This window comes from Kitasatospora purpeofusca, assembly GCF_036010405.1.
GTDB classification, from domain to species: domain Bacteria; phylum Actinomycetota; class Actinomycetes; order Streptomycetales; family Streptomycetaceae; genus Kitasatospora; species Kitasatospora purpeofusca.
In genome coordinates this window covers 3706958-3732430 of sequence record NZ_CP108561.1, presented here as the reverse complement: position 1 = coordinate 3732430, position 25473 = coordinate 3706958, and the positions used below count along the sequence as shown (strand labels likewise).

19 protein-coding genes, 3 tRNA genes and 1 pseudogene are annotated in these 25473 nt (G+C 76.4%); 8 read left to right on the top strand and 15 right to left on the bottom strand.

All coding sequences use genetic code 11. The features are described from left to right. Positions 1 to 19: 19 nt before the first annotated feature. Positions 20 to 1288: a sensor histidine kinase gene (locus tag OG715_RS16215; RefSeq protein WP_266269480.1), complete on the bottom strand. Its 1269-nt coding sequence runs from the start codon at positions 1286 to 1288 to the stop codon at positions 20 to 22. A gap of 253 nt (positions 1289 to 1541) precedes the next feature. Here OG715_RS16215 and OG715_RS16210 point away from each other — a divergent pair, with 253 nt between their 5' ends. Together OG715_RS16210 and hemC are read left to right on the top strand one after the other, a co-directional pair. Further along, the gene (locus OG715_RS16210; protein ID WP_266269479.1) at positions 1542 to 2279 is read left to right on the top strand and encodes a DUF2306 domain-containing protein; all 738 of its coding nucleotides are present in this window, start codon (positions 1542 to 1544) and stop codon (positions 2277 to 2279) included. Between the two features lie 42 nt (positions 2280 to 2321). Next, the gene (gene hemC, locus OG715_RS16205) at positions 2322 to 3257 is read left to right on the top strand and encodes a hydroxymethylbilane synthase (protein ID WP_266269478.1); all 936 of its coding nucleotides are present in this window, start codon (positions 2322 to 2324) and stop codon (positions 3255 to 3257) included. Positions 3258 to 3358: 101 nt separating this feature from the next. Here the strand turns inward: hemC and OG715_RS16200 are convergent. Both OG715_RS16200 and OG715_RS16195 read right to left on the bottom strand, forming a co-directional pair. Then, positions 3359 to 3432, bottom strand: a tRNA-Lys gene (locus OG715_RS16200). A gap of 91 nt (positions 3433 to 3523) precedes the next feature. Next, on the bottom strand, positions 3524 to 4432 hold the full coding sequence (locus OG715_RS16195; RefSeq protein WP_266269477.1) for an NADP-dependent oxidoreductase: 909 nt from the start codon (positions 4430 to 4432) through the stop codon (positions 3524 to 3526). Between the two features lie 276 nt (positions 4433 to 4708). Here OG715_RS16195 and OG715_RS16190 point away from each other — a divergent pair, with 276 nt between their 5' ends. After that, positions 4709 to 6292: a Na+/H+ antiporter gene (locus OG715_RS16190; protein ID WP_266269476.1), complete on the top strand. Its 1584-nt coding sequence runs from the start codon at positions 4709 to 4711 to the stop codon at positions 6290 to 6292. Positions 6293 to 6559: 267 nt separating this feature from the next. Next, positions 6560 to 8221 carry a glucose-6-phosphate isomerase gene (gene pgi / locus OG715_RS16185; protein ID WP_266269475.1) on the top strand — a complete coding sequence of 554 codons (1662 nt, stop codon included), beginning with the start codon at positions 6560 to 6562 and terminating at the stop codon, positions 8219 to 8221. 128 nt (positions 8222 to 8349) lie between these two features. Here the strand turns inward: pgi and OG715_RS16180 are convergent. From OG715_RS16180 to OG715_RS16155, 6 genes are all read right to left on the bottom strand, one after another. After that, positions 8350 to 8423 (bottom strand) — tRNA-Lys (locus OG715_RS16180). 99 nt (positions 8424 to 8522) lie between these two features. Then, the gene (locus OG715_RS16175; RefSeq protein WP_266269474.1) at positions 8523 to 9050 is read right to left on the bottom strand and encodes a bifunctional DNA primase/polymerase; all 528 of its coding nucleotides are present in this window, start codon (positions 9048 to 9050) and stop codon (positions 8523 to 8525) included. A 193-nt stretch (positions 9051 to 9243) separates the two neighbouring features. Then, a complete protein-coding gene (locus tag OG715_RS16170; RefSeq protein ID WP_266269473.1) occupies positions 9244 to 9651 on the bottom strand; it encodes a hypothetical protein in 408 nt (135 codons plus the stop codon). A gap of 235 nt (positions 9652 to 9886) precedes the next feature. After that, positions 9887 to 11302: an AAA family ATPase gene (locus tag OG715_RS16165; RefSeq protein WP_266269471.1), complete on the bottom strand. Its 1416-nt coding sequence runs from the start codon at positions 11300 to 11302 to the stop codon at positions 9887 to 9889. Positions 11303 to 11310: 8 nt separating this feature from the next. Then, positions 11311 to 12954: a hypothetical protein gene (locus OG715_RS16160; protein ID WP_266269470.1), complete on the bottom strand. Its 1644-nt coding sequence runs from the start codon at positions 12952 to 12954 to the stop codon at positions 11311 to 11313. Beyond that, the gene (locus tag OG715_RS16155) at positions 12951 to 14210 is read right to left on the bottom strand and encodes a hypothetical protein (RefSeq protein ID WP_266269469.1); all 1260 of its coding nucleotides are present in this window, start codon (positions 14208 to 14210) and stop codon (positions 12951 to 12953) included. Before OG715_RS16155 ends, OG715_RS16160 begins: the two co-directional genes overlap by 4 nt. 253 nt (positions 14211 to 14463) lie before the next feature. On the opposite strand from OG715_RS16155, the gene OG715_RS16150 reads away from it, so the two are divergent. Then, a complete protein-coding gene (locus OG715_RS16150; RefSeq protein ID WP_266269468.1) occupies positions 14464 to 15120 on the top strand; it encodes a histidine phosphatase family protein in 657 nt (218 codons plus the stop codon). 91 nt (positions 15121 to 15211) lie between these two features. Here the strand turns inward: OG715_RS16150 and OG715_RS16145 are convergent, their stop codons facing one another. Continuing rightward, positions 15212 to 16945 (bottom strand): hypothetical protein, encoded by a 1734-nt coding sequence (locus tag OG715_RS16145; RefSeq protein WP_266269466.1) that lies wholly within the window; start codon positions 16943 to 16945, stop codon positions 15212 to 15214. 422 nt (positions 16946 to 17367) lie between these two features. Between OG715_RS16145 and OG715_RS16140 the strand changes: the two genes are divergently transcribed. The 3 genes from OG715_RS16140 (at position 17368) to OG715_RS16130 (ending at position 19525) form a co-directional block, all read left to right on the top strand. Continuing rightward, positions 17368 to 17868: a hypothetical protein gene (locus OG715_RS16140; RefSeq protein WP_266269464.1), complete on the top strand. Its 501-nt coding sequence runs from the start codon at positions 17368 to 17370 to the stop codon at positions 17866 to 17868. 81 nt (positions 17869 to 17949) lie between these two features. Then, on the top strand, positions 17950 to 18879 hold the full coding sequence (locus OG715_RS16135) for a spermidine synthase (protein ID WP_266269462.1): 930 nt from the start codon (positions 17950 to 17952) through the stop codon (positions 18877 to 18879). Between the two features lie 175 nt (positions 18880 to 19054). Further along, positions 19055 to 19525, top strand: coding sequence for a GNAT family N-acetyltransferase (locus tag OG715_RS16130; RefSeq protein WP_266269460.1), 471 nt, complete (start codon positions 19055 to 19057; stop codon positions 19523 to 19525). Positions 19526 to 19575: 50 nt separating this feature from the next. Here OG715_RS16130 and OG715_RS16125 read toward each other — a convergent pair whose 3' ends face one another. From OG715_RS16125 to OG715_RS16105, 5 genes and pseudogenes are all read right to left on the bottom strand, one after another. After that, the gene (locus OG715_RS16125) at positions 19576 to 20697 is read right to left on the bottom strand and encodes a hypothetical protein (protein WP_266269458.1); all 1122 of its coding nucleotides are present in this window, start codon (positions 20695 to 20697) and stop codon (positions 19576 to 19578) included. 107 nt (positions 20698 to 20804) lie between these two features. After that, positions 20805 to 21251 carry a DUF4442 domain-containing protein gene (locus OG715_RS16120; protein ID WP_266269457.1) on the bottom strand — a complete coding sequence of 149 codons (447 nt, stop codon included), beginning with the start codon at positions 21249 to 21251 and terminating at the stop codon, positions 20805 to 20807. A gap of 185 nt (positions 21252 to 21436) precedes the next feature. Beyond that, positions 21437 to 21512 (bottom strand) — tRNA-His (locus OG715_RS16115). A gap of 157 nt (positions 21513 to 21669) precedes the next feature. Continuing rightward, entirely contained in the window at positions 21670 to 22272 is a 603-nt protein-coding gene (gene orn / locus OG715_RS16110) for an oligoribonuclease (protein ID WP_078880011.1), read from the bottom strand. Between the two features lie 853 nt (positions 22273 to 23125). Beyond that, positions 23126 to 24128 (bottom strand): annotated as a pseudogene (locus tag OG715_RS16105) (helix-turn-helix domain-containing protein); the annotation flags it as partial. Positions 24129 to 25473 lie beyond the last annotated feature (1345 nt).

Sequence of the window (25473 nt, the reverse complement as noted above, 5' to 3'; positions counted from 1 at the left end):
CCCGGCCCGTCGGCGGCCGTCACGGGACCGGCAGTTCGGCGCGCAGCCGGAACCCGCCCGGTCCGCCGGGCCCGCCGGTCGCGCCGGTCGCGCCCGAGCCGATCGGCCCGTGCTCCACCCGGCCGCCGAGCATCGACACCCGCTCGGCCACGCCCAGCAGCCCCCGGCCGGGCGTGTACCCGGCCGGTGCGCCCCGCCCGTCGTCGCGCACCTCGACGGCGAGCCGCCCGCCCGCGCAGCGGACGGTGACCTCGACGGTCCGGGCACCGGAGTGCTTGACGGTGTTGGTGAGCGCCTCCTGGACGATCCGGTAGGCCGACACGTCCAGACTGCGCGGCACCCGCCGGGCCGCCGGGTCGATCCGCACCCGCACCCTGGGCCCGGCCCGGCCGAGCCGCTCGGCCAGCCGCTCCAGGTCGGCGAGGCCCGGCTGCGGGGCCGCCCCCTCGCCGTCGTCGCCGTACTCGCCGTCACCGCCGCGCCGCAGCAGGCCGAGCACCCGGTCGAGGTCGTCGAGCGCGTCCCGTCCGGTGTGCTCCATCCCGGAGAGCAGCTCCCGGGTGCGTTCGGGATCGCGGTCGAGCAGCCGGCGGGCCGCCCCGGCCTGGACCAGCACCACGTTGAGGGTGTGGCCGACGGAGTCGTGCAGCTCGCGGGCCAGCCGGGCGCGCTCCTCGGCGACCACCTCCCGGCGCAGCCGCCACCGGGCGGCCTCGCGCTCCTCCGCCCGCCGGGCGGTGCCGTAGCCGACCGCCCAGCCGAGCAGCCAGAGGAAGAGCACCCCGGCCGGGATCACCGGGTAGTCGTGCCCGAGGTCGGCGAAGTAGGCGGCCATCCCGAGCAGGGCGGCGAACGGCCCGAACCAGGCCCGCCGCCTGGGCGCGTACAGACCGAGCGAGTAGAGGCCGACCAGGTCGGCGTACGGCGAGACCGTGCTCGGCAGCACGAACAGCGCCTCCACCGACAGCGCGCCCGCGCCGACCAGGTAGCCCGCCAGCGGCCTGGTCCGGCGGACCGCCAGCGGAGCGGCCACCGCCGTGCTCACGGCCAGTGCCAGCGGCAGGCCGCCGTGCAGCCGGTCGGCCGCGCCGGTCCGTTCGACGGCCATCAGCAGCAGGAACCCGCCGGCCAGCACGAGGTCCCAGTGCCCGCCCGGCACCGCCCGGAGGGCCCGGAGGGTCCGCACCGCCCGGGCCCCGGCCGACCAGGATCCGGGCCCGCCGGGAACAGGGGCGGCCGGGGGGACCGGTGCGGTCCGGATCGCACCGGTGCGGGGCGGCGGGCTCATGGCGGCTCCGGTTCGGGGGACTCGGGGGAATCGGGCAGTGGCCGCCGCGCGGTGGTGCGGACGCCGGGCCGTACGGTAGCGGCGGCCGTCCGCCCGGCGCATCGCCCTGGTGGGGTATCCCGGACCCGTCCGACCGGGGGTGCCGCTCCCGCCGCCGCCCCCGCCGGGGGTGTCCGGCCGCCCGCAGGGGGGAGGCCGCCGGACCCCGGCGGGCGGACGCGGCCGGGCGGGCCCGGTCCGTAGCGTCCGGGCCATGAACGCTCCGGACCCCCGCGTCCCGTCCGCCGTCCCGTCCGCCGCCGCTGCCCCGCACACCGCTTCCGCCCGCCGGGTGGCCCGCCCCGGCCGGGCCCGCCGGGCCGGCTGGTGGACGGTCACCGCGCTCGCCTTCCTCACGGCCCTGTTCACCGCCCGCTACCTGACCCTCGACCCCGAGGTCTTCCTCGACCAGCAGCGCGCCGTCTACCTGGCCCACCGGGGCTCGCTCGTCCTGCACGTGGGCGGCGGCGTGCTGGCGATCCTGCTCGGCCCGTGGCAGTTCCTGCCCCGGCTGCGCGGCCGCCGCCCGGGGCTGCACCGGCTCGTCGGCCGGCTCTACCTGCTCGCCGTGCTGGCCGCCGGCACCGGCGGTCTGCTGATGGCGCCCAGGGGCCTGGTCGGCCCGGTCGCGCCGATCGGCTTCACCGGGCTGGCCGTCCTGCTGCTGCTCTCCTCGGCCCTGGCCTGGCGGGCGGGCCGGCGCCGCGACATCCTCCGGCACCGCGCCTGGGCGGTCCGTTCCTTCGCGCTGGTCATGGCCGCCGCGACCCTGCGGATCTGGCTGCCGGTGATGGACCTCGCGGGCGTCCCGTTCGACCAGGCCTACGCGACCGCCGCCTGGACCTGCTGGCTGATCAACCTGGTGGTGGCCGAGCACCTGATAGCCCGGCTCCCGGGACTGCCCCCGACCGCCCGCACCGGCCGCGTCCCGGCGGCACCGCCGGCCGGGTGACCCGATTCCGGGCCGGGCCCGCTGACGACCTATCATCCAGCAATGACCACCGCAGAGTTGATCCGGATCGTCTCCCGCTCCTCGCCGATGGCGCTCGCCCAGGTCGAGCGGGTCAGGGCCGAACTCACCGCCCTGCACCCGGGGGTGCGCACCGAGGTGGTCCCGGTGACCACCTCCGGCGACCGCTGGATGGGCGACCTGGCCCGGCTCGGCGGCAAGGGAGCGTTCACCAAGGAGGTGGACGCCGCGCTGCTCGCCGGTGAGGCGGACCTCGCGGTCCACTGCCTCAAGGACGTGCCGGCCGACCGCCCGCTGCCGGCCGGCACCGTGTTCGCGGCCCACCTGCGGCGCGACGACATCCGGGACGCGCTGGTCCACCCCGGCGGACTGACCCTGGACGAGCTGCCGCCCGGCACCCGGATCGGCACCTCCTCGGTCCGCCGGCGGGCCCAGCTCTCGGCCTCCCACCCGCACCTCGAGTACGTACCGATCCGCGGCAACGCCAACAGCCGGCTGGCCAAGCTGGCGGCGGGGGAGGCGGACGCCCTGCTGCTCGCCCTGTCCGGGCTGGAGCGGATCGGCGAGACCGCGCGGATCAGCGAGGTGCTGCCGGTCGAGGTGATGTGCCCGCCGATCGGCGCCGGGATCCTGGCCCTGCAGTGCCGGGCCGACGACACCGCCACCATCGACGCCGTGTCCGGCCTGGGCGACCCTGCGACCTGGCGCGAGGCGAGCGCCGAGCGGATGTTCCTGCACGTGCTCCAGGGGCACTGCAACTCGCCGATCGCCGGCTGGGCCAAGGCCGAGGAGGACGGCCGCCTCTCGCTGCGCGGCCGGGTGTTCAGCCCGGACGGCAAGCAGGTCCTGGACGCCCACGAGTGGGCGGGCTCGCTGAGCCCGGAGGACCTCGGCACCGCGACCGCCCTGGCCCTCAAGCGGCAGGGCGCCTCCGAGCTGATCGCCGCCATCCCGCACTGACGCGGCGGCCCTGCCCGGCCCCCGGCCCCCGGCCCCGGTCGGGTGCCGGGACGGAACGCCGAAGGCCCCCTCGCTGCTGCGAGGGGGCCTTCGACTGTCGGTGCGCCGCCAGGGACTCGAACCCCGGACCCGCTGATTAAGAGTCAGCTGCTCTAACCAACTGAGCTAGCGGCGCCTGCTGACGCGGGAAACATTACCTGGTCAGCGGCGGAAACACACAATCGGTCCGGACCGCCCCCCCCGGACGGTCCGGACCGCCGTGCAGGTCAGGGGACGAGGACGACCTTCCCCCGGACGTGACCGGTGCCCACCAGCCGGTGGGCGTCGGCCACCCGCTCCAGCGGGAAGGTCTCGGCGATCTCCAGCCGCAGCCCGCCCGCCTCCCAGAGCGCGACCAGCTCGGCCAGCCGGGCCGCCGTCCGCTCGCCCCTGATGCCGACGGCGCCCAGCCGCCCGGCCGCCGGGTAGTCGACCACGGTGCCGATCCTGGACCGGTCGGCGACCAGCTCGACGGAGGCCTCCAGCGCCCCGCGCCCGGCCAGGTCGAGGGCCGCGTCCACCCCCTGCGGCGCCACCGCCCTGACCCGCTCGACCAGCCCCTCGCCGTAGCCGACCGGGATCGCGCCGAGCGCCCGCAGATGGTCGTGGTTGCGCTCGCTCGCGGTGCCGACCACCGTGGCGCCCCAGGCCCGGGCCAGCTGGACGGCGACCGTGCCGACCCCGCCGGCCGCCGCGTGGACGAGCACGGTGTCGCCCTCGCCGACCTTCAGCGAGGTGAGCCCGACGTGCGCGGTCTGCCCGGAGGCCGACAGCGAGCCGGCCTGCTCCCACGGCATCCCGGCCGGCTTGCGCACCAGCCGGTCCGCGTCGGCGACGACCATCTCGGCGGCGCAGCCGAGCACCCGGAAGCCCAGCACCTCGTCACCGACCGCCCAGCCGTCCACACCGGGGCCGAGGGTGTCGACCACCCCGGCGAACTCGTTGCCCGGGGTCAGCCCGGGGACGAGCTCGACCCCGTACGGCGCCCGGCCCTCCCGGATCGCGAGGTCCACCGGCTGCACCCCGGCGGCGTGGATCCGGATCCGGACCTGGCCCGGGCCGGGCGTGGGGTCGGGCACGGCGGTCACCCGCAGCTCCTCGGGGCCGCCGAACCGGGGGACGGTCACTGCCTTCATGCCGGGCGCTCCTGTCACGTGCTGTCGGGTTCTGCCGGGGCCCGCGGTCCGCTGTCGGTCCGAACCGCGAGGCTCGATCATCGAATCTGAAGCGCGCTTGAGGTCAACCCCCTCCGGCGTGTCGCCCGAGTTGAGATCATTGTCAGATTTATCCTCGACGGCGGCCCGGGCCATGTCCGGGTCCGCAGTCCGGTCCGCATCCGCATCCGCATCCGCGTCCGCAGTTCGGCCCGTACCCGCGTTCGATCACCCGCCCGCCGTCGAGAGGACCTCCCCGTGGGCCAGCTGCCCCTGCTCTTCCTGGTGCTGCTCGCCTCCGTGGTGACCATGCCGCTGGCCCGCCGGACCGGGGTGCCGCAGCCCGTCCTGATGACCCTGCTCGGCATCGCCATGGCACTGATCCCGCAGATCCCGGACATCGCGATCGAACCCGAGCTGATCCTGCCGCTGGTCCTGCCACCGCTGATCTTCGCCGTCGCCCGGCGCTCCTCGGTCCGCTACTTCAAGGCCAACATCCGCTCCATCCTGCTGCTCGCCGTCGCCCTGGTCGTGGTCACCACCATCGCCGTCGCCGGCACCGTGCACTGGCTGCTGCCCGGCCTGCCGATCGCCGCCGCCATCGCGGTCGGCGCCCTGGTCTCCCCGCCCGACCCGGTCGCCGCCGTCGCCGTGGCCGGCAGCGTCGGACTGCCCCGCCGGCTGGTCGCCATCCTGGAGAGCGAGGGCCTGTTCAACGACGTCACCGCGATCGTCGTCTACTCGCTCGCCATCGACGCCGTGGTCGGCGGCGACTTCTCCGGCGGCGGCGCCGTGCTGCGCTTCGTGCTCTCGGCCGTGCTCGCGGTCGTCATCGGCATCGCCCTCGGCTGGGTCAACACCAGGATCGCCGCCTACCTGGAGGACCCCACCCAGCAGGTCGCGCTCAACCTGCTGGTGCCGTTCGCCGCCTACAGCCTGGCCGAGGAGATCCACGGCTCCGGCGTGCTCGCCGTGGTCGTCTGCGGCCTCTACCTCGCCGAACGGGCCGCCGACGCCGACGCCGTCGCCTACCGGCTGGTCGGCAACGCCTTCTGGGAGATCGTCGAGATCCTCATCACCGGCGTCGCCTTCGGCCTGATCGGCCTCGAACTCGCCACCGTCCTCAAGGAGGCCGGCTCCGGCTGGACCGGCATGCTCGGCGACGCCGCCGTGGTGATCGCCGTCGTGGTGGCCGTCCGGCTGCTCTGGCTGCTCCCGGCCGGCTGGCTCTCCCGGCGGCTGCGGGCCGACTCCGAGGAGGACACCCCGATCAGCTGGCAGGAGAGCGTGGTGCTCTGGTGGTCCGGGATGCGCGGGGTCGCCACCGTCGCCCTGGCCCTCGCGATCCCGCTCACCGTCCACACCGGCGAGCCCTTCCCGGAGCGCGGCCGACTCGTCTTCATCGCCTTCAGCGTGGTGCTCTTCACCCTGCTGGTCCAGGGCCTCACCCTGCCCTGGATGGCCAAACGGCTGCACCTCGACATCGACCACGACCGGCACGAGCAGGAGGTCCGACTGCTGTGGTGGCGGGCCGCCAAGGCCGGACTGCTCCGGCTCGGGGAACTGGAGGAGGCCGACAAGCTGCCCGCGGAGGTCGCCGACCGCCTGCGGGACCGTCAGCACGACCGGCTGGCCCGGCTCTGCCCCGAGAACTACGCCGAGGAGGAGGCCAGCGAGGCCAAACTGAGGCTCGCCCAGTGGCGCGCGGCGCACAGCGTCGAACAGGAGATGATCGCCGCCTCCCGGCGCGAGATGCTGGTCGCCCGCGCCGAGCCCGGCGCCGACCCGGAACTCGTCGACCGGGTGCTGCGCGGCCTCGACCTGCGGTCCGAACGGAAGTGACGGCCCGTCCGTCCGGGCGACCCCGCGGCGGGTCGCGCGGACGGACCGTGACGGCCGGACGGACACTCCGCGAAGCCCGCCCGAACAGCGGGAACCCCGACCGGACGCCGACGAACGGAATGTGCGCCGGGACCCCCGGCGTTGCATAGGCTGAGCCCGGGCAAGGCCGTCAACGGAGTCGGCGCACCCCCAGGACCCGCACGGCCGCGCGCAACCCTCCCGCCCGGACCTGCCGGTATCTGCACCCGAGGAAACGAGGAGCCACCGATGTCGGAGACCCGCGCCGACGCCCGTACCCCGCTTGACCGCACCCCGGAGTGGGCCGCCCTCGCCAAGCACCGGGAGGAGTTCGGCGACACGCACCTGCGCGAACTGTTCGCCGCCGACCCGGAGCGCGGCCGCCGCTACACCCTCCAGGTCGGCGACCTGCACGTCGACTACGCCAAGCAGCTCGTCACCGACGAGACCCTGGCCCTGCTGCGCGAACTGGCCGGGGCCACCGGTGTCGCCGCCCTGCGGGACGCGATGTTCCGCGGCGAGCGGATCAACACCACCGAGGACCGGGCCGTCCTGCACACCGCGCTGCGCGCCCCGCGCGACGCCGTGATCGAGGTCGACGGCGAGAACGTCGTCCCCGCCGTGCACGCGGTGCTGGACAGGATGGCCGCCTTCGCCGAGCAGGTGCGCGGCGGCGAGTGGCGCGGCCACACCGGCAAGCGGATCCGCGCCGTCGTCAACATCGGCATCGGCGGTTCCGACCTCGGCCCCGCGATGGCCCACGAGGTGCTGCGCTCCTTCGGTCAGCGTGATCTCGACGTCCGCTTCGTCTCCAACGTGGACGGCGCCGACCTGCACGAGGCCGTCCGCGATCTGGACGCCGCCGAGACGCTCTTCGTCGTCGCGTCCAAGACCTTCACCACCATCGAGACCATCACCAACGCGGTCTCGGCCCGGAACTGGCTGCTCGCCGAGCTGGGCGCCGGCACCGACGCGGTCGCCAAGCACTTCGTCGCGCTCTCCACCAACGCCGAGGGCGTCGCGGACTTCGGCATCGACACCGCGAACATGTTCGAGTTCTGGGACTGGGTCGGCGGCCGCTACTCCTACGACTCGGCGATCGGCCTCTCGCTGATGATCGCCATCGGCCCGGACGCGTTCCGGGAGATGCTCGACGGCTTCCACCTGGTCGACGAGCACTTCCGCACCGCCCCGCCGGAGGAGAACGTCCCGCTGCTGCTCGGCCTGCTCGGGATCTGGTACGGCGCCTTCTTCGACGCCCAGGCGCACGCGGTGCTGCCGTACTCGCACTACCTGTCGAAGTTCACCGCCTACCTCCAGCAGCTCGACATGGAGTCCAACGGCAAGTCGGTGGACCGCGACGGGAAGCCGGTGAGCTGGCAGACCGGTCCGGTGGTCTGGGGCACCCCCGGCACCAACGGCCAGCACGCCTACTACCAGCTGCTGCACCAGGGCACCAAGGTGATCCCGGCGGACTTCATCGGCTTCGCCGAGCCGGTCGCGGACCTGCTGCCGGGCCTGGTCGCCCAGCACGACCTGCTGCTCGCCAACTTCTTCGCCCAGACCCAGGCGCTGGCCTTCGGCCGGACGCCGGAGGAGGTCGCGGCCGAGGGTGTGCCGGCCGAGCTGGTCCCGCACAAGACCTTCCGGGGCAACCACCCGACCACCACCGTGCTGGCCGGCGCGCTGACCCCCTCGGTGCTCGGCCAGCTGGTCGCCCTCTACGAGCACAAGGTGTTCGTGCAGGGCGCGGTCTGGAACATCGACTCCTTCGACCAGTGGGGCGTCGAGCTGGGCAAGGTGCTCGCCAAGCGGATCGAGCCGGTGCTGCTGACCGGTGAGGGCATGGAGGAGCTGGACAGCTCCACCGCCGCGCTGGTGGCCCGCTACCGGGAGCTGCGCGGCCGCTGAGGCCCGGCCCGGGCCGTCGTCCGCCCCGGCGGAACGGCGGCCCGGGCGCTGTTCGTCGGAGCCCACCCGGGCGGTGCCGGAAACGCCGGAAGGCCCCTCGCTCGCGCGAGGGGCCTTCCGGTTGTCTGTGCGCCGCCAGGGACTCGAACCCCGGACCCGCTGATTAAGAGTCAGCTGCTCTAACCAACTGAGCTAGCGGCGCCTGCTGACAGAGAGGACTCTAGCAGCGGGGCGCGGTCCGGCCAAAATCGAATACCGCGCTTCCCGGGCCGCCGTTCCGGGGTCCGGGCCGGTCCCGGGGTCAGACGGCGCCGACCGGCTCCCGGGCCGCCCGGACGCAGGCCCAGAGGACGACGGAGGCGCCCGGCAGCCAGGGCTCCCGGCTCTCCGGGGCGACGATCCACCGCCCGGCGCCCAGTCCGGGCGAGTCCGGGCTGTTCACCATGCGCTGCACCGGCGGCACGGTCACCGCGTCGCCCTTGCCGTGGCAGAGCAGCGGCGGTACGTCCCGGGCCCACTCCTCCCAGGCCAGCAGCCGGCGCAGCCGGGGGGCCGCCCCGGGCTGCACGAACAGCAGGGTCCGGCCCCGGAAGACCGCCACCGGCCCGCAGCCGGGGCCGGAGGCCCACAGCTCGTCCAGCACCCGGCGGCCGAACAGCGACGGCATGCTGATCACGTCGAAGGCCCGGCCGCAGGGCAGTACCGAGGGCGCCCACGGCCGGGACTCCCAGAGGGCGCGCATGCTGCGGGGGTACTCGCTGGCGGAGGCGAGCCAGGCCTCCCCGGCCACGGTCACGTACTCCACCGACTGATAGGTCCAGATGTCCACGGACAGCAGCCTGGGGTGTCCGGGCCATGACCGGGAGGGAAACTCCGGTTCGCCGGACAGCGGGGCGGGCACGGGCGTACCCTTCCGCTTCCTCCGGCATATGCCAGAGGCGTCGGACGCAGACCGGGGCCGACCGGGGCCGACCGGGGCCGTTCGGGACACTCGGGACCGCTCGGGCCGGCCCGGGCCGGGGTCAGCCCTCGTGCCGCCGGGGCTGGAGCAGGCTGCGGCCGTACTCGATCATCTTGGCCGCGTAGTCCGGGGTCCAGTCCGCCCGGGCCGCGATCTCGGTCTCGGGCAGCGCGTCGAAACGGCGCGGATCCGCCAGCTGCGCGGCCGCGACCGCCTGGAAGTCGGTCGCCCGCTCGGCGGCCGCCCGGAACGCCAGGGCCAGCTCGGTGGAGCGGCGCAGCAGCTCGGCCGGGTCGTCGATCGACTCCAGGTCGAAGAAGCGTTCCGGCTCCGGTTCGTCGGCCTGCGGCTCGAACAGCAGCTGCACCGGACGCTGCCGCCGACCGGGCGCCGCACCGGCGCCCGCACCGGGACCGGCCGCCGCGGCGGGGCCGCTCGGGTCGGACGCCTGCGCCTGGGAGTCGGGCATGGACGGACACCTCCGGGTGCTCGATGGGGGCGGGCGACAGTTGCTCGGGACGGGCGCCGCCCGGTCGTGGCCGCCGTCCATTCTCTCGCGCCGGCGGCCGGTAGCGGAACGGTGCGCGTCCGGGCGCTATTCCCGGCGGACGCGCCGGGGGCGTGCGTCCACCGGTCGCCCGCCGTCCCCCCGCCGTGGGTCCCACCGGCCCGGCGGCGCCGGGCCGGCCGGGCCGCCCGGCCTCTCAGGACCGGCCCAGCCGCACCCGGTGCTCGGACAGGTGGTGCAGCACCCGGTGATTGGCCTCCCAGCCGTCGGGGAAGGCGACCGGGACACCCAACTGCACCGGTTCGGTGGCCGGATGCTCGTCCAGCAGCTCCGCGATCCCGGCCCGGGCCACCACGATGCAGGCGTGCCGGTGCCGGGAGGCGAGCACGCACAGCCGGCCGGTCTCCAGATGGAACGCGGTCGCGTCCGGCCGCCCGGAGAGCGGGTGCAGCACCACCGTGACGTCGTACTCCCGGCCCTGCAGCCGGTTCGCGGTGTCCACCGTCACCGCCGGGCCGGCCGCCCCGTCCACCGGCACCCCGAGCTTGGCCAGTGCCGCCCGGACCGCCGCCGCCTGGTCCCGGTGGGCCGTGCCGACCGCGACCCGGTCCGCCGTGAGCGGGGCCGACCCCTGCTCGGAGTGGGCGGTCAGCCCCCGGTCCAGCAGCCGCCGCACGGTCGCCGCCACCGCCGCGACCGCCTGCGGATCCGTCCGCACGGTGTGCCGGGCGGGCAGCTCCAGCAGGGCCCAGCCGTGCTCGGCCGCCCGGTCGATCGCCGCGTCCAGCGCCGAACCGTCCGGCCGCACCGCCGAGGTCAGCCGCCGGTCCCCGGGGCCGGTGCCCGAACGGAACGGGGTGAACGGGTAGAACGCCCCGGAGATCAGCGGCGCGGCGCTGGCCGGCAGCCGCCAGGACACCGGCAGCCGGTGCGGGCGGATCTGCGGGTTGTGCGCGAGCAGGGTGACCACCGCGCTGCCCGAGGGGTCGTAGGACAGGCCCGCCCACTGCTCGGTGCCGACCACGGTGAACGGGTCCAGCTGGCCCGGGTCGCCGACGAACAGCGCCCGCTCGAACAGCCGGGCCACCGCGAGCAGTGCGTCCGAGCGCATCTGGTACGCCTCGTCGACGATCGCGTGCCGCCACGGCTGCTCGGCCCGCACCCACTGCCACTTGGCCGAGGTGGAGATCACCACGTCCAGCTCGGCGAGCTCGGCGACCTTGTCCGAGGGCGTCACATTGGCGTGGCGCAGCACCTCCGGGCCCGGGCGGGCGTCCGCCGCGTGCAGTCGGCCGATCGTCAGATCGGGGGCCTTCGCGGCCAGCCGGTCGACCAGGTCGTCCACCTGGCCGTTGGTCTGGGCGACGATCATCAGCCGCTCCCCGGCGGCCACCAGCTCCCGGGCGGCGCGCACCACCAGGGTCGACTTGCCGGCGCCGGGCGGCGAGTCCACCACGACCCCGCGCGGCGCGCCGACGGCCGGGCGGACGGTCGCCTCCAGGATCCGGGCCACCGCCGCGTCGGCCGCGGCTCCGGGCGTCGGGTCGCCGGCCGGGTCGCCCGCCGGGTCTCCCGGGCCGTCGGCCGGGAAGGTCTGCTCGGTGCTGCTCATCGGCCGGATCACTCCCAGTCCTCGGCGGTGCCGGTGCCGCCGCCGGTCACGGCCGGCAGCACGGTGACGACGGCCCCGGGCGGGCCGCCGTGCGTCCACGGGGTGTCGTCCGGATCGGGCAGCGGCGCGGCCTGCCGGACCGTCAGCTCGAACAGGGTGAAGGTCACCCGCTCGCCCGGCTCGGGCAGGCTCCCCGGCTCGGGTTCCTTCTTCCGCCCCATGCCGGACAGCACCCGCACGGTGACGGTGCCCGCCTCCGGGTCGACGGCGGCGATCACCGCCTTCTGCGCCGCCGGTGCCGGCCCCGCCTCGGGCCCCGGCGCGGCCCGGACCCGGTGCACCTCCCGGCCCGGGTCGGCGTGCGGGCGGTCGCCGGTGCGCACCGTCACCAGCGGGCGCGGCTTGGGGGAGCGGCCGGTGGTGTCGTAGTCCGGCACCACCTCGGTCACCACTCCGCTGAACGCCTCCCCGGAGAGCCGGTGCTCGGCCATCGCCAGCGGGTCGTCCAGCGCCTCCTGGACGTCCAGCCGGGTCTGCTCGCGCTCGCGCTGGGCGAGCTTGCGGGCCGCCGTCACGGCGTCGTCGACCCGGGGCTGCGGGGGCTCCCCGGCCGCCAGCCGGTCCCGGTGGCCGGTGTACGACCAGCGGTCGCCGGTCCAGCGCTCGGCCAGATGGCCGGCCGGGGGCAGCGCCCGCAGCAGGTCCAGGCCGTGCCAGACGTCGTGCCAGGCCGGCAGCAGCTCCGCGCGCAGCACCGCGCGCAGCCGGTCCACGGAGACCCGGACGGCCTCCCGGGCCGCCGTGACGTCCCCGCAGCCGGGGCCCTCGGCCTCGCGCAGGGCCGTCGCGGCCGCGTCGTAGCGGGCGATCGCCGGGGCGAGCACCTTGGTGTCGAACACCGGGTCGGTGGTCGGGCCGGCCGGCGGGCGGACCAGCCGGCCCTCGGCGTTGCGCTCCGTCTCGGCCCGCTCGGCCGCCTCCGCGCCGGTCTGCCCGTCCGGCGGGGCGTGCCAGGCCAGCAGGGCGGCCAGGTGCTGGTCCTCCAGGTGGCTCTGGCCGGTGGCCCAGTGCCGCGCGAGCAGCCCGGTCATCGGCAGCAGCAGACTGGACCCGGGCACGGCCGAGCGCTCGGCCAGGTGGGTCAGCCAGCGGCCGAGCAGCGGCACCCGGGCCGGGGCCGGGAACGGGCCCGGGTCCTCGTCCTCGGCGGTGCGGCGGAAGCGGGTCGAGCGGCCGAGCAGTGCCAGGTGGCGCACGCCGCCGGTGTTCGGCACGACCAGCTGCGGCGCGTCCGCGCACAGCTCGCGGACCACGGGGGACTTCTCACCCGTCTCCGGGTCCTTCTCGGAGCCCTCGATCAGCTCGACCTCGTCGCCGAAGGACTCCAGGTAGGGCAGCAGGTCGGCGGCCAGGTCGGCCAGGAACTCGGAGCGCAGCGTGCGGTTGAGCGGCTGCGGCACGATGTGCAGCACCGGCGCGTCCCGGTCGGTGCCGAGCAGCACGGCCAGCGGGGCGCCGTCCTCACCGGCGGAGGTGAGCGGGACGAGCACCATCGGGCGCTCCGACAGGTGCCGGTGGCGGACGGTGGCCAGCGGCTCGGCCCGGCCGCCGCGGACGGCCTCCAGCCGGGCCAGGGTGGTCAGCAGGCTCATCGGCCGCCCTCCGGGCCGGTGGCCGGGTGGGGGCGGCCGAGCGCCTCGGCGCGCAGGGCGGCGGCGTAGGCCAGCCTGGCGGCGGCCTCGTCGGCCCCGTCGCCGCTGCCGTCGTCGTCCTCGTGGTCCTCGCTGCTGCCGTCGACGGGGCCGGTCCGGGCCACCGCCAGGGCCTCGCCCACGGTGCGGATGCTGCCCAGCTCGCCCCGGACACCCCGGCCGAGCTGCTCGACCCGGCCCCCGCAGCGGGCCTGGGCCCGGCAGTGGAAGCCGAGTTCGCAGGTCGACAGGCAGTCCGGGCTGTACGCGGCCGGCACCGTCCCGACCGTCTTCTCCAGCTCCTCGGTGGAGCGGACGGGGGCGCCGTCCGCGTCGGGGGAGAGGTCGAAGTCCGCCCCCGGCGGCAGCACCGCGAGCAGCCGCTCGATGCCGGTCATCCGGCTCAGCTGGCGGCGGGTGGTCGCCAGCTCGCGGCGGACGTCCACCGGCACGGCGGTCGGCCGGCTGCCGAAGTCCTCCGGGCAGACCAGCAGCACCGTCGTCCGGGGACTGCCCGGCAGCCGCTGCTCGGCGTACGGGTCCGGATCCACCGCTCGCCCGGCCAGCGCCGCCGCGGCCTCCTGGAGCGCCAGCACGTAGACCGCCGCCTGGCGGGCGGCGGCGCCCACCTTGCCCGGGTCGGCGGTGCCGTCCAGCACCGGGAAGGACTTGATCTCGACCACGGTGCAGCGGCCGCCGTGCACCACGACGGCGTCCGGCTCCAGGTAGGCGGTCGAACCGGCCACGTCCAGCCGCAGCAGCGGATGGTCCAGCAGCGTCCAGGCGTGCTCCTCGGCGGCGGCCTCAGCCAGCGCCGCCGTCGTCCGGTCGGCCCGCACGGCCGGACCGGATGAACGCAGCAGGTCCGGCACGAGCAGCGGGCCGTCCTCGCCGGCCGGCCCGAGCCGGTGGCGCAGCGGCTCCAGCAGCGCCGCGTAGCCGTTCTCCTTCAGCCGGGCCTCGAACACGACGCCGCGCGCCAGTGCGAGCGGCGACCGGCCGAAGGGGGCGGGGCGGCCGAGACGGGCGGCCAGCGCCGTCTTGTCCACCCCGGCGGCGTCCAGCACGGCGCGGCGGTGGCACCCCGGATTGGCGGCCAGGGCGGCGAGGGCGCGGGCGTTCAGACTGCGCTGCGGCGCCGGTCCGCGCAGCTCGGCGAGCCGCTGGGCGAGCGGCTCCGCCGGCCCGCGGAGCGGGGCGTTCGTCGAGACGTTCATGGTGCGGCCCAGTGTCGCATCCGGCTCCGACAATCCGGCCGGAACCGGCCGTTGGCGACCGACGGGCGACCGACGGGCGACCGCCGGGCGGCCACCGGGCCCGGTGGCGGGACCGACGGAGCGGGTCGGCGGGACCGTCGGAGCGGGAGCCGGAGGCCGGGATCGTGGGCGCTCCGCGGGTGGGGGATCATGGAGGCCGGTGCTCGATGGCGAGGCCGACGTCGACACCCGCCCCGATCGCGAGGAGCCTGCCATGCCCGCCCGAATCCTGCTGGTCCGCCACGGTGAGACCGAGTGGTCGGCGACCGGCCGCCACACCGGCCGCACCGACATCCCGCTCACCGAGGACGGCCGCGCGATGGCCCGGGCGCTCGGCGTCCGCCTCGCCGCGGCGCCGTGGAACGGCCTGCCCGACGCCCTCGTCCTCACCAGCCCGCTCGACCGCGCCAAGGAGACCTGCGCGTTGGCCGGCCTCGGTGACCGGGCCGTCGAACGCCCTGAGCTCATGGAGTGGGACTACGGCAGCTACGAGGGCCGCACCGGCGCCGACATCCGCGCCGCCGACCACCCCGGCTGGCTGATCTGGCGCGACGGCGTCCCCGGCGGCGAGAAGCTCTCCGACGTCGCCGCCCGGGTCGACGCCCTCCTCGCCGACCTCAACACCGAGCACGGCGTGCCGGAGCCGGACACCACCGTCATGCACTGCGCCGACCGCGACGTGGTGCTCTTCGCCCACGGCCACCTGCTGCGCATCCTGACCGCCCGCTGGCTGGGCCTGCCGCCCGAGTTCGCCCAGCGGTTCAAGCTCGGCACCGCCGCGCTCTGCATCCTCTCCTGGGAGTACGGCGCCCCGGCGGTCGAGCTCTGGAACGACCAGGGCCACCTGGAGACCCTCACGCACAAGTCCTGACCCCGGCACCGGCCCGAGCCGTCCGTCGTCCCTGTCCCGTCGGGGCGGCGGGCGGGCGGTGGGTGGTGGGTGGTCAGGGCGGGCACCGGTCTCAGGCGGCCGCCGTCGCCGCGCCGTACGCGGCCAGGAAGCGCCCGACCTCCGGCACCCGCCGGTGCTGCCGCAGCCGCTGCGCGGTGTCCGCGAGCATCGAGCGGATCCGCGCCGAGCGCACGTTGTCGAACAGCGCCACGGCGGCCGAGCCGTGCTCGGCGGCGCCCGCCAGGTCGCCGCGCCCGAGCCGGTCGTGGGCGAGCTCGGCGGTGTACAGCACCCGGTTGCGGACGAAGTGCGGCTTCTGGAGCGCTATGGCCAGTCCGGCGCGCTCGCTCGCCCGCTCCCAGTCCCCGAGGGCGGACCAGCACTGGGCCTGCAGCCCGGCGAGTTCGGCCTCGCCGAAGAACGACATCCACTCCGGGTCGGTCCCGGACGGGCCCCGGTCGAAGTGCCGGCAGGCCCGGGCGACCGCCCGCTCGCAGGCGGCGCGGTCCTGCAGCAGCGCCCAGCCGCCGGCCTCGCGCATGGCGAGCAGGGCGAGCAACCGGTCCGAGTCGAGCTCCCGGGCGGCGGACTGCCCGGCCTGGGCCGCCCGCAGCGCCTCCCGGGGCCGGCCGGCGTCGCGGGCGAGGAAGGCGCTGTTGCAGAAGACGTGCGCCTCCAGCGCGGCGTCCCCGGCCATCCGCGCGGTGGCCAGCGCCTCGGCGTAGTACGAGCGGGCGTCCGCGAGCCGGTTCGAGTCGTGGGCCAACCAGCCGACCGAGACGGCGAGTTCGCCCGCGCCGGCCTGGAGTCGGCGCTCGGTCCCGGTGGAGTACTCGCACGCGTCGAGCAGGACGTAGGCCTCCCGCAGCGAGCGGCCCGCCTGCTCGAACAGCGCGTCGGCGCCGTGCGCGTCGTCGGCCAACCGGAGGTCCCGGACGGCCTGTTCGACGCTCAGCACCTCGGCCGCGCCGACCTTGCGGGGCGGCGGGACGGCTCGGGGCCGGCCGGGCACGAAGCCGTCGGCGGGCGCGAAGCCGTCGCCGTTGCCGGGGCCGGGCCGGGTGCCCGCCGTGCGGGGGGCGTCGGCCGCGGCGGCCGGGGCGGGCCGGTCGATGCCGATCACGGTGGCCAGCGCGGCAGGGCCGCCGGCCAGGAACGTACGGCGACGCACGTCGTCGTTCTCCTCGTCGGGATGGTGCGGTTCGGCGGACCCCCGGGGCGCCGTCGCGGACCTCGGTGCCGGGGGCCCTTCCGGTGGGGGCGGTTCCGCGTACGGCCAGGCAGCGTACGGGAGTTGGGTGGAGAGCGGAGAGCGGGGGGCGGGCAGGGGCGGGAACGGGGGGTGGAGGAGCGGTGGCGGCCCGCCGGCCGGTGCGCCGTCCGGTGCGCCGTCCGGGCCGGGGCGGAGTCCGGCGGGCTGTCCCGGGTGCTGCCGGAGGTGATGTCCGAGGGCGTTCGCCCCGCCGGGCCGGACGCCGTCGCTCCCGCCCTCACCCTCGCCCCCCGTACCGCCGTCCGTCGAGCGGCGCCGGACGGCGGTACGGGGGGCGAAGCCCAGTTCGGTGAGCGGCCGCTCCGGCCACATGTGCCGGAACACCCGCTCGTACGCGTAGTTGGGGCAGCGGATCTCGCCGGACTCGACCCGCCCGATGTACCGGGCGTCGCACGAGACGTGCTCGCCGATCTCCCGGGCCGCCCGGCGCACGGCCATGGCGAACTCGCCCGGCGAGCGGTCGCCGCGCAGGGCGCGCATCACGGTGTTGGGCGACGGGCGGTTCGGCTCGGCCGGTGGGGTGGCTGCCATGGTGCGCTCCGTGGTGGTGCGGGGTGTCCGTGGTGGTGCGGGGTGGTGGTGCGGGGGTCGGGCGGTGGTGGGGCGGTGGGGGCGCCCGGCCACGAGCGGGTCCGCCGGGGCGTGTCCTGTGGATCGGCCCGGGGCCGCCGGGCGCGGCACCGACAGTACCGGGAGTCACCGGGCGGCCACAGTGCGTCGATGGATGATGTGCCACCAATACCGGGCAAACCGGGCGTAGTTGCCGGGATCCGCCATGAAATGCCATGCCTTGCTGTAAGGCGCCCCGTGGCCTCGGGGGCCCGCCCGGCGTTGTGCTGTTACGTGGAAGCCCCGTCCGCCGCACCTGCCGCACCCCCCCGGCGGCAGCCCCAGCGGCACCCCCCACGCCGGGCGGCGCGGCTTCCACCCCCGACGAGGTGACAGGAGGGCCGATGCCGGCCACTGGAGTACCGCAGTACCGCCGCCTGGTCGCCGGAGGGATGCCGGCCGCCGCCGCCCCCGCCCTGCTGCCCGAGTCCGCCGACGACCGGGGCCCCGCCCGCCCGCCGTCCGGCGGCGGCCCCTCCCGCCGCCCGGCCGTCGATCGGGACCGCGCCCCGGTCGACACCCACGACACCGTGACCGTCTCCTTGCGGCACGGGCTGGAGGCGGTCGACATCCTGCGGCTGCGGCGGGCCTGCGGTGCCGTCCTGCAGAGCCGCAACGGCGCCACCGTCTCCTTCCTCGTCCCGGCCGGCACCTCGGCGACCTGGCACCTGCCCGGCAGCTCCTGTACCGCCGGCGCCCAGCTGCCGCCGGCCACCGACCCGCGCTGGGTGATGCCCCCGGCCGGAGCCGACTGCACCGCCCGCCCCACCGACGCCTGGGTCCTCCGCTCGGCGCTCTGCGAGGCCGCCTGCACCCTCACCGCGGGCGGCCTCGGCCCGTTCTGAGAACGCCGCCGTCCGGGCCGGGACCGCCGCCGTCCGGGCCGGGCCGCCGGTCCTCCCCTAGGGGCGGCGATAATGGCCGGTATGGGACGAAGCAACCGAGCCGGCCGCACCACGGACCGGGGCCGCGCCGCCGCCGCGGACGAGCAGGCCGCCACCGGCCCCGGGGGCCGCACCCACGCGCAGGGACCGCTCACCCGCGCCGTCGACTCCGGCCTCGCCGAACTCCGCCCCGACCGCGACCGCCCCGCCGCCTGGTCGCTGCTGGTCGACGGCGCGCCGCAGTCGCTGGTCGACCTCGCCGACCCGACCCACCTGGGCTTCGAGTACCAGCGCCGGCTCGGCCACCTGGTCGACCTGGTCGCCCCGCCCGGCCGTCCGCTCACCGTCCTCCACCTCGGCGGCGGTGCGCTCACCCTGGCCCGCTACGTGGCCGCCACCCGCCCGCGCTCGCGCCAGCAGGTCGCCGAGATCGACACCGCGCTCACCGACCTGGTCCGCACCGAACTCCCGCTGGAGCGCGGCTGGCAGGTCAAGGTGCGCGGCGCCGACGCCCGGGCCGTGCTGGAGCGCACCCCCGAGGGCAGCGTGGACCTCGTGATCGCCGACGTCTTCTCCGGCGCCCGGGTGCCCGCCCACTGCACCACCGTCGAGTTCACCGCGCTGGCCGCGCGCGCCCTGGCCCCCGGCGGCTGGTACGCCGTCAACATCGCCGACGGTTCGGCGCTGGCGTTCGCCCGCTCCCAGGTGGCCACCCTGGGCGCCGTCCTCCCCGAACTCTGCCTGGTCGCCGACCCGGCGGTGCTGCGCGGCAAGCGGTTCGGCAACCTGGTCCTGGCCGCCGCGCACACCCCGCTCCCGCTGGCCGACCTGGCCCGCCGGGTTGCCTCCGACGCGGCCCTCGGCCGGGTCGAACACGGCCGCGCCCTGGTCGACTTCGCCGCCGGGGCCGCTCCGGTGACCGACGCGGCCGCCGCGCCGTCCCCGGCCCCGCCCCCGGGCGTCTTCCGGTAGCCGCGACGGTGCCCGGTGCGGCCGAACGGGCCCTGTCCGCAGGTCCGTTCGGCGGTCCGGCCGCGCGTTCGGCCGGTCCGGCGCCCGATTGGCCGCCGCGCCGTCGGGCCGCCGAGAATGGGACCGGCGCGGCGGGGACCCGGTCGCGCCGACCCGACCAGGAGGGGCGCACGTCATGCCGATCCGACCGGCCCGGCCCAGCGAGGCGGCGGCACTCAGTGCCCTCGCCCTGCGATCGAAGGCCCATCTCGGCTACGACGCCGCCTTCATGGCGGCCTGTCGCGCCGAACTCACCCTGGAGCCCGGGCGGATCGAGGCCGACCGCACGACCGTCGCCGAGGACGACGGCCGGGTGCTGGGCTTCGTCACCCTCACCGGGGCACCGCCGGAGGGCGAGATGGACATGCTCTTCGTCGAGCCGGACGCCCTCGGCCGGGGGATCGGCCGCCGCCTGGTCGAGCACCTGTGCGCGGAGGCCGCCGACCTGGGCTTCACCCGGATCGTCGTCGAGTCCGACCCGCACGCCGAGCCGTTCTACCTGGCCGTGGGCGCCGTCCGCACCGGCACCGTCGCGTCGGGCTCCATCCCCGGCCGGGAACTGCCGGTCCTCACCCTGCACTTGACCGGGCCGACCCCCGGCCGCTGACCGGCGCCGGAGCGCGGGGCGTCCCGAGGCCCTCGTCCTACCGACCGTGCTCAGTGCCCCTTCGGCAGGCCCCGGTGCTTGTACATCGCGGCAGCGGTCAGGGCCAGGCCGGCCGCGATCGGGGCGAGGACGGAGGTCGCGGTGCCCGCGGCGTCGTGCGCGACGGTGACCACGGCGGTCGTGGCCGCGGCCCGGGCGGGCGCGGGTGCGGTCCCGGCCGTCGCCGAGGTGTCGGCCGCAGTCCGGCCGGGTGCGGTGCCGGCCGCCGGGGTGCTCCCGGCGTCGGCGGTGCCGGGGTGCCCGGGGGCGGGGAGCCGGGGCCGGTCCGAGGGGGCCGGGGCCGGGGGCGGGGCCGCGGGGTGGCGCTGGTCACCGGCCGCCCGTCCGGTTCCGGTGCTCCCGCCGGTCCCGGCGGAACCGCCCGCCGGTCCGTCGGCCGACTCGCCCCGGGTCGTGTGCGCCTCGGCCGGGCGGGCCTGGGCGGGCACGGTGCCGAGCAGCCCGGAGGCGATCGCGAACGCGTCGGGCACGGCGGCCCGTTGCCCCGGCAGGGGGAGCCCGCCGGCCCGGATCCGGTCCTGGAGCGCACTGCCGACGACGGCCGTCGCGCCGTCCAGCTCCGGTACGGCGCCGCCGGTCGCGGGGCCGATGCCCGTGGTGCCCGCTCCGGGGGCGTCCGCGGGAGCCGGGCCGGTGATCCGGTCGAGCAGTCCGGCCGTCGGGTCCTGTCCCGGCAGGTCGGGCCCGGACGACGGGCCGGGTGCGGGGGAGGGGCCGGGCGCGGTGGCCGGGGCGCGGGGCGCGGGCGCTGCCGTCAGGCCGGGGGCGGTCCCGTCCGCGGTGCCGCCCCGGACTCCGCCCGGGTGCCCGGCCGACGGTCCGCCGACCGCTGCCCCGCCGCCGGTCAGCGTCCGGCCGACGGTCCGGCCGGCCGGTTCCGGAAGCGCCTCGGCGGCGGCCGCACAGGCGCCGGGGGCACCGAAGCCCCAGAGCTGCGCGAGCAGCGCCCCGCCGGCCGCGACGGCCCGGGGGCCGGGCAGCCACCGCCGGGCCCGACGCCACCCGGTCGGACGCCACCGGCCGCCGACGGTCCGTCGGGCGGGTTCCGGGCCACTGGTCCCGTGATTGGCTCGCACGTGGATCGAGAACGAGCGGACGGGCCGTGAGGTCACGGCCGCACCGCCGCGGACGGTCGTCGCGATCCGCGCGCCGCCCTCGCCCGCGCCGTGCTTCCGCCCTGCCGCTCCCGCCCCGTCCGCCGGCCGGTCGGCGCGGGTGATCAGGAGTTCGGGCGCAGGGTCCAGATCACCGTCATGACACCGGTCACGCCGCCGTCGGCGCGGGTGATCTCGACGGTCACCGGGAACTCGGGGCGCTCGCCCTTGTCCAGCTCGGCGACGATCTCGGCGGCGGGCCGGCCGAGTACCGCGGTGGCCGTGACGACGCCCATGGCGAGCTTCTTGTAGGCGATCTCGGCACTCACCGCGAGCGGCACCGCGCGCGAGAGCTGGTCGCCGAACGCGGCCAGGACGATGCAGCCGCTGGCCGACTCGGCGAGGGTGAACATCGCGCCGGCGTGCGGGCCGCCCACGTGGTTGTGGTACTCGGGCTGGTCCGGCAGCCGGAGCACGGCGCGCTCGGGGGAGGTCTCCAGGTACTCCAGCTTGAGGGTCCGCGCCATCGGCACGGTGGAGTCGAGCAGCTGGCCGATCGTAGGTGTCGTCATGGCGGCTACGTTACTAGCCGGTAGCTTTTGGCGGCAGGTCTGTGACCGGGGAAAAAGATGAGACGCGGGCCACGGTGCGGCCCGGCTCGCACGGCCCTCCCGTCCCGGCCGCCCCGCCGCGGATGTGAGGGAACGCGAAAAAGCCCCGAGGGCCGGCCTCTTGACGAGACCGACCCTCGGGGTCATGGGGTGAGTGACGGGACTTGAACCCGCGGCCACCTGGACCACAACCAGGTGCTCTACCAACTGAGCTACACCCACCATCAGTCCGGACCGTTCGCGCTTTTCGGCGTTCCCGCTCCGACAAGAAGAACTCTACAGGATCCGAGAGGGTGCTCGCGCCAGGGTTCCCGCTCCCCGCTCCGGTCGGGCGTCCGGGTGTCCGGACGCCCGACCGGGACGGTTCGCGGCCGGTGGGTCAGCCCGCCGGGGGCTGGAACTTCTCGGCGATCGCGCGCGCGGTGTCGGTGTCCGGGCCGGGCTGGGCGACGAACACCGCCTCGCGGTAGTAGCGCAGTTCGTCGATGCTCTCGCGGATGTCGGCGAGCGCGCGGTGGTTCCCGCCCTTCTGCGGGCTGTTGTAGTACGCCTTCGGGTACCAGCGGCGGGCCAGCTCCTTGATCGAGGAGACGTCCACGATCCGGTAGTGCAGGTGACCCTCCAGGGCCGGCATGTCCCGGCTCAGGAAGCCCCGGTCGGTGGCCACCGAGTTCCCGCACAGCGGCGTGCGCCCGGCCTCCGGCGCGTGCTCGCGCACGTAGGCGAGCACCAGCGCCTCCGCCTCGGCCAGGGTGACGCCGTGCTCCAGCTCGTCCAGCAGCCCGGACGAGGTGTGCATCGCCCGCACCACGTCGGGCATGTTCGCCAACGCCTCCGCCGGCGGGCGGACGATGACGTCCACACCCTCGCCGAGGATGTTCAGCTCGGAGTCCGTCACCAGCGCCGCGACCTCGACCAGGGCGTCCCGGTCGAGGTCGAGGCCTGTCATTTCACAGTCGATCCATACCAAACGGTCATTCACGCCACTCACCCTACGGCGCGATCACGCGCCGCGGGCACCGATGGAGCCGAGCGGGGCGCCGGGGCGTAGCCCTCGGAACCGTGCTCGTCCGGCGTGCGGCCGTCCGTCTCCCGCACCTCGCGGGCCTCGCGGGAGTCCCGGACCTCCCTGGCGTCCCGGACCTCCCTGGCGTCCCGGCCGGGGTGACCGGCGGGGTGCGCCGGCCGGCCGTCCCGGGCGGACCGCGCCTCGCGGGGCTCCCTGGCCTCGGCCGCGGCGCTCCGACCGCCCTGCGGACGCAGCTGACCCGCCCGGGCCTGCCGGGCCCTGGCCTCCGCCGACCCGCCCGGGGCAGCGGCCGGCAGACGCCCGCCGGGCGCGCCGTGCGCACCGGTGGCCGGTCCGCCGGAAGGCTCGCTCCGGTGCCCCTGGCCCTGGCCGCGCGCCCCCGGCTGCGGGTGCCCGTCCTCGGCGGCGGCATGCTCCGCCGTCCGGGGCGGACGGCCCGCGCCGGGCCCGGGCTGGGCCGGGACGATCGGCGGCCGCGCCGGACCGCGCCCGGTCCCCGGCTGCCCGGGGTGGGCCTGGTGCCCGGCCGCCTGGTGCGGGTACGGCTGCCCGGCCCGCGCGTGGACGCCCTGGCCGGACGGCTGCCCGTGCTGGCCCGGGTGCGCGGCGGCACCCGGCCCGCCCGGGAAGCCCGGGGCCGGGGACTGCCCGTGCCCGCCCGGCAGGCCGTGGCCGCCGAGCGCCGGGTGGCCGCCGAGCGCGCCGTGCTGGCCCGGCACCGTCCCGCCGAGGGCGGCCGCCGAGGCGATCGCACCGGCGGACCGGAGGTCACCGCCCGCCGACACGGCGGGCACCTGGGTCGACGCACCCGGCCTGCGGGCCCGGTAGCTGGTCCGGTACGCGGCCGGCGAGACCCCGAGCTGACGGCGGAAGTGCCCGCGCAGCGCCACCGGCGAACGGAAGCCGCAACGGCGTGCGACATCGTCCACCGACAGTTCCGAGGTCTCCAGCAGCCGCTGCGCCTGAAGCACCCGCTGGGTGATCAGCCACTGCAGCGGGGCGCTGCCGGTCAGCGTCCGGAACCGCCGGTCGAAGGTCCGCCGGCTCATGTAGGCGCGGGCCGCCAGCACCTCGACGTCGAACTGCTGGTTGAGGTTCTCCAGCGCCCAGGTGACCACCTCGGCCAGCGGGTCGTTGCCGATCTCCTCAGGTAAAGACTGATCGATGTACTGGGCCTGTCCTCCGCCGCTGCGCCGGCTCGGCACCACCAGGCGGCGGGCGAGCGCGTTGGCCGCCTCGGCGCCGTGGTCGCTGCGCACCACGTGCAGGCAGAGGTCGATCCCGGCGGCGGTGCCGGCCGAGGTCAGCACGTCGCCGTCGTCGACGAACAGTTCGCGCGGGTCCACGTGCACCCGCGGGTAGCGCTTGGCCAGGGTCGGCGCGTACATCCAGTGCGTGGTCGCCGGACGGCCGTCCAGCAGGCCGGCGGCCGCCAGGACGAACGCGCCGGTGCACAGGCCGATGATCCGTGCGCCCTCGTGGTGCGCCTTGCGCAGCGCGGTGATCGCCTCGACCGGCGGCGGCTGCGAGATCGAGCGCCAGGCCGGGACGACGATCGTGCCCGCCCGGGCGAGCGCCTCCAGCCCGTAGGGGGCCGAGAGGGTGAGGCCGCCGGTGGTGGCGAGCGGGCCCTCCTCGCCGGCGCAGACCAGCAGCCGGTACCGGGGCACCCCGGCGTCCTGGCGGTCGACGCCGAAGACCGAGAGCGGGATCGAGCTCTCGAAGATCGGCGCGCCGCCGAAGATCAGGACGGCGACGGTCTCCCGGCGCCGACGGCCGGAGAGCTTGCGCGGGGAGGTGGCCGTCACGGCCGTCGAGGAGCCGTTGGGACCGGCCGCGGGACCGCCGTGGCCGCCGGGGCCGTGGCCGAGCGGTCCGGCGGGGAGCCCGGCGGAGGCCGCCGCGCCGACCATGCCGTGGGCGACCGCGCCGAGGCCCTGGCCGGGCGCCCCCGTCGCGGCGAAGGTCGCGAAGCCGCCCTCCGGGCCGGCGTGGCCGTATCCGCTCTGGTGCGCGTTCTGGTGACTGCTCTGGTGGCCGCTCTGGTGACTGCCGGAATGGCCGGTAACCGACGCCCCGGCCCGGCCGTCCGGACCCGCTCCGTACCCGCCCCCGTGGCTGACACCGGATCGGCTGACGGGGCGTCCGCCGTGCTCCGGGGTGACCGGGAAGGACGGGGAACCCGTGCCCGACGGTGCGCCCGCACCGGCTGGGGCGCCTGGTGCGGAAGGTGCGCCCGGGGCTGTCGGGACCGCAGTGGAATAGGAGGGGTACGAGGCGGTGCCGGAGTGACGGGTGTTGGCGGTGGAGGCCTGGGAGCCGGTGCCTCTCGCGGAACGACCCACGATGCCGGCCACGGGCTGGCCGCTGTCAGGACCCGCGTCGCTCCTGCTCACCCTGCTCAAGGCGCTCAAGCCCCCTCGGTGGTGTGGTGTGGTGGTGCGGCACTGCTGGCCAAGATCGAATCTATCGGGTGGACCGTTGCCGTTGTGACAAGTTCACCATCCGACGCTATGTCGACATGGCAATTTGGCGTGATGCATTCGATCACGAAGCGTGGCACCCGTCGACCCTTCTGGGAAGAGGGTCGGTGCAACGGTGGCTGGTTGTCGCGGGACGGGTCCTGGGGCGTCCGGCTCCGACGTACCCGGCCGGTGCGCCTGGGCTGCGGATTTGCCCAAGGGCAGGGGACCCGGGCGAGATTGACCGAAAATAGGCGGTGCACACGAGGGGCGCACAGTCCCGGAGTATGCGCCTCCCAGGCTTCATCCGGCCAGTGCCGGAGCCGGGAAACGGGAACTGGTGACGTCGTGTCACCGAGCTCCCGCAGAGATCGCCGCCGGCTCGAACCGGCCAATGACGGCGGCCTCGTGCGGGCGTCGGACCGGCCGCGATGTCCGCGCGGAGGCCGGGCCGAGCTGCGGTGCGGCCCCGGTTCCTGCCGCCCGTGCACGAACAGGCCGTACAGGAACCGGAACTGACGGTGTCGATCCCGGTACCGGCGGTGCGCCCGGTGGTCCGGTCCCGGCCGGGCGCCGGCCCGAGCGGCGGGCTGCGGCAGCTCCGGCCGGCGCCGGTGCCGCCCCCGGTCCCCGCCGGACCCTCGGCCGGTTCCGGATCGAACTGCTGACGGAGGGTGAGGTTGCCCGCCCC